Source organism: Bacillus sp. AK128 (assembly GCF_053903075.1).
The window spans coordinates 4,302,095-4,314,184 of sequence record NZ_CP096379.1 but is presented as its reverse complement, the minus strand read 5'-3'; the positions used below and the strand labels follow the sequence as shown (position 1 = coordinate 4,314,184).

10 protein-coding genes are annotated in these 12,090 nt (G+C 36.8%); 7 read left to right on the top strand and 3 right to left on the bottom strand.

Annotated features, from left to right (window positions below):
* Positions 1–112 precede the first annotated feature (112 nt).
* On the top strand, positions 113–1,933 hold the full coding sequence (locus M1D60_RS21600) for an alpha/beta fold hydrolase (protein ID WP_456276869.1): 1,821 nt from the start codon (positions 113–115) through the stop codon (positions 1,931–1,933).
* Between the two features lie 169 nt (positions 1,934–2,102).
* Here M1D60_RS21600 and M1D60_RS21595 read toward each other — a convergent pair whose 3' ends face one another.
* Positions 2,103–3,125, bottom strand: coding sequence for a LacI family DNA-binding transcriptional regulator (locus M1D60_RS21595; protein ID WP_456276868.1), 1,023 nt, complete (start codon positions 3,123–3,125; stop codon positions 2,103–2,105).
* A 173-nt stretch (positions 3,126–3,298) separates the two neighbouring features.
* Between M1D60_RS21595 and M1D60_RS21590 the strand changes: the two genes are divergently transcribed.
* The 4 genes from M1D60_RS21590 (at position 3,299) to M1D60_RS21575 (ending at position 8,392) form a co-directional block, all read left to right on the top strand.
* The gene (locus tag M1D60_RS21590) at positions 3,299–4,618 is read left to right on the top strand and encodes an ABC transporter substrate-binding protein (RefSeq protein ID WP_456276867.1); all 1,320 of its coding nucleotides are present in this window, start codon (positions 3,299–3,301) and stop codon (positions 4,616–4,618) included.
* Between the two features lie 153 nt (positions 4,619–4,771).
* On the top strand, positions 4,772–5,656 hold the full coding sequence (locus tag M1D60_RS21585; RefSeq protein ID WP_456276866.1) for a carbohydrate ABC transporter permease: 885 nt from the start codon (positions 4,772–4,774) through the stop codon (positions 5,654–5,656).
* Positions 5,656–6,492, top strand: coding sequence for a carbohydrate ABC transporter permease (locus M1D60_RS21580; RefSeq protein WP_456276865.1), 837 nt, complete (start codon positions 5,656–5,658; stop codon positions 6,490–6,492). The genes M1D60_RS21585 and M1D60_RS21580 overlap by 1 nt, the downstream gene beginning before the upstream one ends.
* Positions 6,493–6,712: 220 nt before the next feature.
* Positions 6,713–8,392, top strand: a complete 1,680-nt coding sequence (locus M1D60_RS21575; protein ID WP_456276864.1) for a glycoside hydrolase family 13 protein — start codon at positions 6,713–6,715, stop codon at positions 8,390–8,392.
* 103 nt (positions 8,393–8,495) lie between these two features.
* Here M1D60_RS21575 and M1D60_RS21570 read toward each other — a convergent pair whose 3' ends face one another.
* Complete coding sequence (locus M1D60_RS21570; RefSeq protein WP_456276863.1) at positions 8,496–9,374, bottom strand: hypothetical protein; 879 nt, start codon at positions 9,372–9,374, stop codon at positions 8,496–8,498.
* Positions 9,375–9,420: 46 nt separating this feature from the next.
* Positions 9,421–9,903 (bottom strand): hypothetical protein, encoded by a 483-nt coding sequence (locus M1D60_RS21565; protein WP_456276862.1) that lies wholly within the window; start codon positions 9,901–9,903, stop codon positions 9,421–9,423.
* Positions 9,904–10,168: 265 nt separating this feature from the next.
* Here M1D60_RS21565 and M1D60_RS21560 point away from each other — a divergent pair, with 265 nt between their 5' ends.
* The gene (locus tag M1D60_RS21560) at positions 10,169–10,966 is read left to right on the top strand and encodes an aminoglycoside N(3)-acetyltransferase (RefSeq protein WP_456276861.1); all 798 of its coding nucleotides are present in this window, start codon (positions 10,169–10,171) and stop codon (positions 10,964–10,966) included.
* 283 nt (positions 10,967–11,249) lie between these two features.
* Positions 11,250–11,831, top strand: coding sequence for a hypothetical protein (locus M1D60_RS21555; protein ID WP_456276860.1), 582 nt, complete (start codon positions 11,250–11,252; stop codon positions 11,829–11,831).
* Positions 11,832–12,090: the final 259 nt, after the last annotated feature.

The window sequence follows — 12,090 nt, the reverse complement described above, 5'->3', positions numbered from 1 at the left end:
TCACATTTCTATTATGGGGTTAAAGTATTAAAATAAATTTAAATATTCAGAAGTCTTTTTGCTGTTCTTGTAGAATATATAGAATGATGAATATAAAAGGGAGTGGTTGGGGATGTCTACTAAAAACAGAACAGTGAAGCAGTATCGAATAGAAGAGTTGTTGAACTCTGAGGCGATTAACTATAATTCGATTTCGTTTGATGGAAGCAAGGTATTATATTCTAGTGATAAAAGTGGTGTTTATAATGCTTATGCAGTTCCTGCGATAGGTGGGGACCCAGTGATGCTAACCCAATCAAAAGATGATGCCATCCACGCTATTTCTTATTTCCCAAACGATGACCGTTTTCTTTATTTACAGGATAAGGGTGGAAATGAAATTTTACATATTTTTGTGAGAGAAGAAGATGGTTCTGCAAGAGAGCTTACTACTTCTGAGAATGAACGTGCCCAATTTTATGGATGGGCCCATGATGGTAGGAGCTTTTTTTATGGTTCGAATAAACGGGATGCTAAGTATATGGATGTCTATGAAATGGAGACTGAAAACTATCAATCTACATTACTATTTGAAAACAAGGATGGGTATAACTTCGGGGCAATCTCACAAGATAAAAACTATCTTGCCTTTCAAAAAGTTGTGAACGCAAATAATTCCAATATGTATGTGTTTAACCGCCAAACTAAAGAAATGAAGCATATTAGTGAGCATGTAGGTGAAATAAATTATTCTCCAGAGATTTTTGATGAAACTTCTAGCTATCTGTACTATTTAACAGATGAAAGCTCAGAGTTTTTAGAGTTGAAAAAAGTAAAGCTTTCTTCAGGTCAAAAGGAATTAGTTGCAAGCGAATCCTGGGATATCGTAAAAGCATTTTTCTCTAAGAATCATCGTTATCTGATTTATTCAGTTAACAATGATTCTAAAACCGAGGTGAAGGTAGTAGAGGTGCAAAGTGGGGAATCACTTTCTATCGAGGGCTTACCGGATGGGCAAATTACAGAAGTAACGGTTTCAGGAGATGAAAAGCTAATTAGTCTTTCTATCAACAGCTCAACCTCACCTAAAAATATATATATTTACGAGGTGGAAACACAAAAGGTATCAAAATTAACGGATACTCTTCATCCAGATGTTCATGAGGAAGATCTCGTCAAAGCAGAAATTGTTAGGTTTGCTTCATTTGATAATCTTGAAATTCCGACAATATTATATTTACCCCATAACTCCTCAAATGAAAAGGTTCCTGCTCTAGTATGGGTGCATGGAGGACCAGGTGGGCAGTCGACTGTAGACTATAATCCACTGCTTCAATATCTAGCAAACCACGGTTATGCGATTCTAGCTGTTAATAATCGCGGAAGCTCTGGATATGGAAAAACCTTTTTTAAAGCTGCAGACTTACAGCATGGAGAAGTGGATTTGGCAGATTGTGTAGAAGGAAAGAATTACTTAAGAACACTAGCTTCTATTGATCCAGATAAAATTGGGATTATAGGTGGAAGCTACGGTGGCTACATGGTACTAGCAGCCCTAGCCTTCCGACCCGATGAATTTAAAGTTGGGGTCGATATTTTTGGAGTGACCAACTGGGAAAGAACGTTAAAGAGTATTCCATCATGGTGGGAATCTATGCGAGATGCTCTGTATCAGAAGCTCGGTAATCCTTATGAGAATGTAGAATACATTCGTAGTATTTCTCCTCTTTTCCATGCGGATAAAATAAATAAGCCAGTAATTGTTCTTCAAGGGGCAAATGATCCGCGGGTTCTACAGGTCGAATCAGATGATGTAGTGGCGGCACTCCGGGAAAATAATATACCAGTGGAGTATATTGTGTTTCCAGATGAGGGTCATGGCTTTTCAAAAAAAGAAAATAGAATCACAGGTTATAAAGCTATTTTAGAGTTTGTAGATCATTATTTAAAATAATCAAGAAATGAAGGGACATTACTGTTGTTGAGTATAAAAACAACAGTAATGTCCCAATTTATAATATAAATTGGAAGGAAACACCATTTCCTGGAGAAAAAAATAAACAGGGATTCTAACTAACTTAGAAAGAATCCCCGTTTATCATGAAATAATTTAGTTGCACTTATTAGGAAACCGGTTTATTCTTTTCACCTGTACTTTCCCGGATTACGAGGTCATGCATGACATTCAAGTGAGGGGCAATGTCCTCTTGCTCACCCTTACATAGTTTAATTAAGTTTCTAGTTGCAGTCATACCTATTTCTACTGCGGAATATTCTATTGTAGACAGCCTAGGACGAATCAAGTTGGATAGTTCTATTCCATCAAATCCAAAAACGGATATATCTTCTGGTATCTGATAACCATGATCAATCAAACAGGTCATGGCGCCAATTGCTATAGAGTCAGTCGAACAAAATACAGCGGTAGGCAATGAGCTCTGTTGTAGGATTGCTGCCATTGCTTGACGCCCACCTTCAACTGATAACTCACTATCGACCAACCATTTTTCCTGTATCGATATTCCAGCCTCAGTTAAAGCCTTTTCATAGCCTTTATATCGATCTTCACGAACGGTTTGCCCGGTATTTCCCCTAATCATCGCAATTTGACGATGGCCATTTTGTAAAAGATAGGTTACCGCCTCGTAGGAAGCAGTAATATTATCAACATGGACAGATGGTATAGGAGGGTAGGTGGATACCTGACCCACTAAGACGACTGGTGTAAGGTTCTTCATAGTAAGTTCTGAATGTTCTTGTTCCCACTGATTCCCCATAAAAATCATACCTTGTACCGTTAATTTATTACTAAATAGATCAATATAGTGAAGTTCATTCTCATAGGATCCATCTGTTAATCCAATCACTGTATCATATCCGTATAATTTACAAACCTTATTAATGCCAACAATTAAATCGTCAAGTACGGTATTGCTATATTGAGGACAAATGACCCCAATTAAAAGTTGATCGTGTTGGATGGTCATATTTTGGGCCACGAATGGTAGGTAATTTGTTTCCTTAAGAACAGACAGTACACGTTTCCTTAAATCCTCATTAACATGCTTACTATTATTGATGACTCTGGAGACCGTCGCCGTTGATACATCAGCCATTTTAGCAATCTCTTTAAGAGTTATTTTCAATATAATCACAACCTCGTTTAAAAGATATATAAATTGATAGAATTAAATTTTTAATTGGAAGCGCTATTTTTTTAATTGACCTAGGTAATATATTGTCATATAATCAGCTCGTAGGCAAGAAAATTTCCTGACGAGGAAAAAACTTTCTTGTGAAAAAAGGGGGAAGAAACAAAATGAACTTTATGAAAACGCTTAAAAAGACAGCGATGTTTGGTATGGCTGGCGCATTAGCTTTATCATTAGCAGCTTGCTCAGGAAACACAGAGGAAAATACATCTGAAACAACCGATTCTGGTTCATCTGATTCACCTGTTACTATTATTTTAACAAACAGTAAAGGTGAAATCGATACTCAATTCAAGGAAGCAGCACAAACATTTATGGATGCTAACCCTGATATTAAAGTAGAAGTAAACACAACTGCAGTTGGTGATACATTAAACGTATTCGATAAGCTTACTGCTTCAGGAAAAGTTGTTACATTAGCAATGTTTGAACCTTATGCAGCTTTAAATAAATACGGTGATGTTGGGATCGACCTATCTGGTGAAAAGTGGGTAGAAGAAACTACTTCAGCTCTTAAAAATGAAGAAGGTCAAGTAGTTGGATTCCCATTTGCAGTTGAAGGTATGGGACTTGTTTATAACCAAAAGGTATTAGATGAGGCAGTTGGTGGAACATTTGATCCTTACACTGTTAACACTGTTGAAAAATTAGAAGAAGTACTTAACCAAGTTAAGGAAACTGATGTTGAATTCCCTGTAGCTTACCAAACAGAAGCATGGTCTGTTGGAAATCACTATAGCTCATTATTCCTTAACCAAGAAGAAGACCCTGCTACTCTAGTAAATGACTTAAAGGCAGGTAACGTAGACCTTGCTTCTAACGATGTATGGAATGGTTACTATGATACTCTTCAACTATTAACTTCTAAAGAATACAATCAATTCGGTGAGCGTCCAATCGGTCAATACTATGATGCAGCTCACTTAGCGGTAGGTAAAGGTGAATCAGCATTTCTATTCAATGGTAACTGGGCTTATGATTCATTAAAGGCTGTTGCTGGTGACACATTCGGATTCATGCCTGTACCAGTAGACAACAATGCTGACAACCCAGTAAACAATAAAATTGCAGTTGGTCCTACGCAAGTATTTGTAATTAACAAAAAAGCATCTGAAGCTGAGCAAGAGGCAGCTAAGAAGTTTCTTGATTGGTTAGTATATGATGAAGCAGGTCAAGACTTTGTGGTAAATAAAGCACAAATCATTTCTGCATTCAAAAATAACCCGAACACTGTTACTAACCCACTTGGGGTAGCTATTGCTGATGCAATTGCAAATGATCAAACAATGGCATTTACTACAAACTTTATCAACGCAGCTGATTGGCCAACAACAGTTGGACCAGAAGTGCAAAAGCTGATTGCTGGACAATCAAGCAAAGAAGACCTTGCAAAGTTCATGACAGAGTACTTTAAAAACCAACAATAATAGTTGATCTTAGATAACTCAAAAAGTGGGCGAGTAGAAAATTTTCTACTCTGCCCACTTATTTTAGCTTTCTGTTACTAATCCATTTGATAATTGAAAATACGAACTTGGTATAGCTAAGTTTTTATAAATATATAGTAGGAAGTGAAGAAAATGAAGGATCGGAAAAAGAGTTTGGCTAATTGGGGTAATTCGTTTTTGTTCTTGGGGCCAACTACATTATTTTTTGCGATAACCGTTGCAATCCCCTTTATTTATGGAATTTATATCACACTAAATCGAATGGATACTCCCGTTGATCCGATGGTGTTTGCAGGATTTGAAAACTATGTAAATGCTTTTAAAGATACAAAATTCTGGGAGTCTATGTGGCTAACCATGAAGTTTGTGGTGGCAACTGTATTCTTTGTAAACCTCGTTGGATTTGGTCTTGCATACTTAGTAACATCGGGTTTAAGAATTCAAAATTCATTGAGAACGGCTTACTTTACACCGAACCTGATTGGTGGGCTTGTTCTCGGATATATCTGGCAGTTTATTTTTGTACAATCATTACCTGCATTCGGCCAGAGGTTTGGCATCGAATGGTTAGAACTAGGGTGGCTAGGTGACCCTACTATGGCATTCTGGTCAATGGTTATTGTAATGGTGTGGCAAACATCTGGATACATGATGATTATCTTTATAGCAGGATTAATCAGCATCCCTAAGGAGTTAATCGAGGCTTCTAAAATTGATGGGGCGAGTGCTTTCAGAAGGCTCATGAATGTAACAATACCTCTTATGGTTCCATCATTTGTTGTAACGGTTTTCTTATCGTTAAAAAATGCATTTATGGTATACGACATGAACTACTCCTTAACAAAAGGTGGCCCTTTTGGTAGTACAGAAATGGTCTCCATGCATGTTGTTAATAAAGCATTTGTTGAAGCGAACTATGGAATGGGGCAAGCTCAGGGGATTATCCTTTTCGTGATCGTGGCAGTAATTACAGGTATTCAGGTTTACTCGAGTAAGAAAATGGAGGTTGAGGCATAATGAGAGCACAACGTATCGTGACTTCTACCTTCGCATATATCTTAGCAATTATCGCACTAGTAACATTTATCTTCCCTTTTCTGTTATTAGTCATCAACTCGTTTAAGGACAATGGAGAGATATTAACAAATCCATTCGCGTTACCAACGAGCTGGGATTTCGATCAATTTATTCAAGTTATTGATGCTATGAACTTCCTAGTGACATTTAGAAATACGTTTGTCATTACAACATTAAGTACCTTATTTATAGTTATTTTCTCAGCAATGGCTGCTTACCACATGGTAAGAAGACCAACGAAATATAATAAAGTCTTATTCGCTATTCTAGTAGCTTCAATGGTTATTCCATTTCAATCATTGATGATCCCATTAATCTATATTTATGGAGCAAAGCTACAATTAATCGATGCGATACCGATCCCGCTACTAATTTTCTTTTATATTGGCTTCGGTAGTGCACTTTCTATCTTTATTTTTCACGGGTTTATTAAATCCATTCCCGTTGAAATTGAAGAAGCTGCAAGGATTGATGGATGTAACACCATTCAAACATTCTTTATCATCGTGTTCCCGATGTTAAAACCAATTGCTGTTACAGTGTCAATTCTTAATGTTTTATGGATTTGGAATGACTACTTATTACCTTCTTTAGTATTAAATAATGAGGCAGTTTATACAATGCCAGTTATGATGAAGGTATTTAACGGAACCTATATGAATAACTGGGAGTTATTAATTCCAGCCATACTATTAACTGTTTTACCAATATTAATTCTTTATATAATTGGTCAACGTTCGATTATTAATGGAGTTATGCAGGGATCTATTAAATAGTACCCTCTGTTAAAATTAATTGTTGATTTTCGTTTCAGGACACTCGCTTTCCGCGGGCGGGTTCGGGAGCCTCCTCGGCGTTTACGCCTGTGGGGTCTCCCTTACCACGCTTATCCCGCAGGAGTCTCGCGTCCTTCCACTTCAATCAACCCTGCTAAAAACGACACTATACATTAACAGAGCCATATAGTAGAAACTGAAATTTAAAGGAGTTTTTAATATGAATAAAGTTTGGTGGAAAGAAGCGGTTGCTTATCAAATCTATCCGCGAAGTTTTATGGATAGTAATGGCGATGGAATTGGAGATCTACAAGGGATCTTGTCAAAGTTAGATTATTTAAAGGATCTTGGGATTGATGTCATTTGGCTATCACCTATATATGAATCTCCTAATGATGATAATGGATATGATATCAGTGATTATTTTAAGATTATGTCCGAGTTCGGTACGATGGAGGATTTTGACCAACTCTTAAATGAGGTTCATGCAAGAGGAATGAAACTGATTATGGATTTAGTTGTAAACCATACTTCAGATGAACATCCATGGTTTATTGAATCTCGTTCTTCTAAAGATAATCCGAAGCGTGACTATTATATTTGGAAACCAGGTAAAAATGGGGGTCCACCGAACAATTGGGAATCATTCTTTAGTGGATCAACATGGGAATACGATGAGGAAACGGAAGAATATTATTTACACTTGTTTACGAAAAAGCAGCCGGATTTAAACTGGAATAACCCTGAGGTTGTAAAAGATATTTATGACATGATTAAATGGTGGCTTGATAAAGGAATTGATGGATTCCGTGTAGATGCCATTAACCATATGGGTAAGGCAGAAGGATTCCCAGATGATCCTCATCCTGAAGATCAAAGGTATAACACTGGCTATAAAATGTTTGCTAACCTCCCGCAAGTACATGATGAGCTTCAAAAGCTAAACCGTGAAGTGTTAAGTCATTATGACATTATGACAGTTGGTGAGACATCAGGGGTAGGACCAGAGGAAGCCCTTCTTTATGTAGGGGAAGACCGTAATGAGTTTAATATGGTGTTCCAATTTGAACACATGTCAATTGATTGCGGTACTAATGGTAAATGGGGCGTGGAGCCTTGGAGTTTACTAAACTTAAAGACTCTTATGAGTAAATGGCAGACGGAACTATACCAAAAAGGATGGAATGCTTTATTCTTTAATAATCATGATCAGCCTAGAGCAGTCTCTCGCTTTGGTGATGACGGAAAGTACTGGTCGGAATCTGCAAAGTTACTGGCAACCTATATCCATACATTATCCGGAACACCTTACGTCTATCAGGGTGAAGAAATTGGGATGACCAATGTGGCGTTTGATTCAATTGATGACTATCGTGATGTTGAAATCTTAAATTATTATAGAGAGAAAGTGGAAGAGCAGGGTCTGGATCACGATGAAATTATGAAGAGAATTCATCACAAAGGTCGCGACAACGCAAGAACACCGATGCACTGGAATTCCAATGCTCAAGCTGGCTTTACTAGCGGAACTCCGTGGATTAAGGTAAACGAAAACTTTACCGATATTAATGTAGAGCAGCAAGTTCAAGATTCAGATTCGATTTTAAACTATTACAAAAAACTCATACAACTGAGAAAGCAGCATGAGGTTATTGTCTACGGTGATTATCAGCTTCTTTTAGAGGATGATACAGAAATCTACGCTTATACTCGTACTTTAGGGGACGAGAAGCTACTTGTGATCCTGAACTTCTTTGGTGGAACGCCTACATTCCGTTTACCAGAAGGGTTAAATAGTGATTCAAAAGAACTATTAATCAGTAATTATCAGGTTGAGCAAAATGAAAGTATAACGGAGTTCAAGCTTCAGCCATATGAAGCAAGAGTTTATCGTTTATAAAATAAAAGGTGGTTCTACTTTTCCGGCTAGGAAGATATAGAACCACCTTTTTATTTATAATATGCTTAGTGATTTTTCATAACAAGCAGCTCTTGGCTGAATCTTATAACTTGGCAATAATCTGTATATACAAAACCCCAATCACAAGAAAAACTGCTCCAAATAATATATTTGGTTTAAAGCCATTTTCAGATAAGCCACGACCGTTCAAGCTACTAAGTAACAAGAGAGGCACGGTGACTGGTGCAACAAACAATGTCACAGACACTCCGAGTAGTAAGGAAAGAGCTACTATATCAGGTGTGTAACCACCTGGGATATCTACCAATATGCCTGAAAGTAACACCATAGCTGGAATAGGTGGAAAACCACAGAAGCCGAGCAGGATGACTATGAGTGTTAATCCAATCAGTATGTTTAGGTTTAGCCATTCAATCATTGTTAAAAAATAGAGAAAAAGCTCATAACCATAACCTGTCTCCTTTAATGTACCAACTAATATTCCTGCTGATAACATAAGGAAGATCTCCCTTTTCTTTTTTCCAAAGTCTACGGTCACAAAGCTAACCCATAATTGTTTGTATTCAGATAGTGCCCGGTGACTAAGAAAATAAAGGGCAGAAACTACTACAATCACAAGTGGTACTGCTAATAAAATATCGAGCTGTAGCCACTGATTGGTTAAGAAAATTCCACCCATAAGTAGAGAAACCCAAAATAGAAATTTCCAGACTAGACCCTTTAATTGTTCATCAGATGATAGGGTCAAATCAGGGATTAATTCCGATGTAACTCCATTTTGTTTCATCTGGATTCGGTAGATGAAAATGCTTAATAGCATTCCAATTAAAGCTAACCCTAATCCCTTTAGCATGGTAGGAAATAAGGGTGCGTTTGTTCCCCCGACTACATAGGCAAATGCTGGGTGAACAGCTGTCCAAAGTACGGTTAAAGAGAATCCTCTTATCACAGCGGTACTCAACGTATAATCCCATGGAAAATGGGAAACGATTGGTCTTTTCGTGTTTTTAAACATTTGATAGGTAAAAGGAATGCCTCCAACGGTCATAAAGGAAGAAATAAAGTGCGTTAGAGAAGTGACAAGCATATAAAACCGGGTAGGTGTAGTAATCCCTTTTTGCGCCTAGTAACATAAGCGCTTTTACATAGGGGCGATGATTAATCATCCAGCTAACAAGGCCAATTAAAATCACCAGGGTAATAATCGCGTTCATCTCTCTAAGACCGATCCACAAAGCAATTGGAGATGAACCGGTAAATGCTACGATTATAATAGAAATTGTTATTAATAGGATAGGAAGCAAAAGGCTTCGTTTAGGAAAGACAATTAGTGTAGTAACGAGCATTAAGAGGGCCATTATGGACTGAAGGACCATAATAAACGGATGTTCCCATATGGTAGATAGCAGGTACAATAAAATAAAAGATGCTAGTGCCAAAATAAATATGTTATGTGAGAATGAAAAAACAGTTTTAGTATGTCCTTTCAAAATAGCTACACTTCCTAATTTTATTATTTTCATACTATTCTATGAAGTATACATCCTTAGAAAGAAATCTGGATAGGCCCTGTCATAAGGAATAAGCAAGTATGAATTCTTCTTTTTAATAGATATATAAATAAAGTGACTCATATATCCCAATTTAAATATGCGAAATCTCTGCCTTAAAATAGTCTATGTTTGAGTTTTAATTACTGGTAAAATAAAGAAAATACTACAATAAACTTTTAGTTATACATGAGAGGTGAAAATAATGAGTGAGTTAAAATCAATAGAGTTACAAAGTAAACCAAATACTAGAATGAGTTTACAAGAAGATTTACAAAAGCTTGGGGTAGAAAAAGGGATGGTGGTAATCGTTCATTCATCACTTAAATCTATAGGCTGGGTTTGCGGTGGGCCAGTAGCGGTTGTTCAGGCTTTGATGGATACGGTTGGAGAAGAAGGGACCATTGTTATGCCAACTCAAACTGCTGATAACTCTGACCCAGCAAGTTGGCAAAATCCTCCGGTACCAGAGAGATGGTGGCCAATTATTCGTGAGGAGACGCCTGCTTATGATCCCTTAGTTACACCAACTAGAGCAATGGGGAAAATAGTTGAAGCATTCAGAACAATGCCTGGAGTAAAAAGAAGTATACATCCGGTGTATTCCTTCGCCGCATGGGGAAAGTATGCGGATTACATTCTTGCAGAACAACCCCTTGAAGCAGGTTTTGGCTCTGATTCTCCGTTAGGAAAGATTTATCAGTTAGACGGATCAATATTATTGATAGGAGTATCCCACGATAGTAACACCTCCTTACATTTTGCAGAACATGTGATCCAAAACCGTAACAAGGTTCAAAAGGGGGCAGCCATTATAGAGGATGGTAAGAGAGTTTGGAAAACTTACGAAGAAATAGAATACGACTCAGATGTATTTGAGGAGATTGGCAAAGCATTTGAAGAAGCAAGCTCTTGGAATTCCGGAACGATTGGATTAGCCACTTGTAAGCTATTAAATCAAAAGACAATGGTTGATTTTGCGAGAGAATTTTTTACTAGTTGATCCGGGATGGTGCAGTTGGACCATCCTTTTTTTTTGAGCAACAATTGTATATATGATAAAAACCTTCAAGAACGTAGCAGTTTCTATATCATCACTCTGAAATAATTATTTCATAATAATTATAAATCGATTATTGAAAGAATTTGTAATTTTTTGAAGAAACTTTGATATAATAGACTTGAAGAAAATCTTCAAACTGAAGAGACTTTTAAATTTTGTCTTTGTTTGGATAATAGAATGCAAGCTTTCCCGTTAAAACTGATAGAAAATTAACGAGCAGGGGTTGTTTATCATTTATATTAAAGTAAAGACAGTTGCAGAAATGAACGCTTTCAACCAAATCTGGATGGATTGTTGGCTTGAAAAGGGGTATATGTTGGAACCAGTTGCTGAGATATCAGATCGGTTCATCATCCTTAATGATTCTAATAAGAAAGTAGGAACAATAGAGTTTAAGCCTTATTTTCCTACTACAGATAATAATATCAATACAGTCTTTCCTTTCCATAGAATTGAATTTATTGAAAAAAATCCAATGAAAGTAGTGGAAGTTGATAAGGCCTCAATCTTAAAGCAGCATCGAGGGAAAAATCTAGAACGATTAATCTCATTGTGTATCAATTATACTCAATCTAACCAAATAGATTATTGTGTAGTTCTTTTAGAGAGACTTTTCTATAAGGCCCTTAAAAATGTTTATAAGATTCCGTTAGAAGCAGTTGGTGACCAAATCTACTATAAAGGAGATTACGTCATTCCTACGATACTGTTTCCGAGTAAACTTGATGGTGAACTCAAGAAAAAATATAAATTGGACAATATTGTTGCTAAAGCTGAAAAAAGTACTAGCTATGTTATTAGTTAAGGAGAATACTTCAAGATGTTTGACAAAAGACAGAAAAAGACAGCGTATATATTTTTCACTAGTTTTATAGTTCTAACTATTGTTTGGAATCTGTTGTTTCAATCGAACCGGGTATACTTGGATTCAGGAAGAATGATATTCCAAATAGTGGCTACTATAACAGCCTTTTGTTGGCTAATAAGTACTTTTAAAAAAGATACAGGTGAATCGAGAAGATTTTGGGTGTGCCTTGGGGTTGGATTTATATGTTATTTAGCAG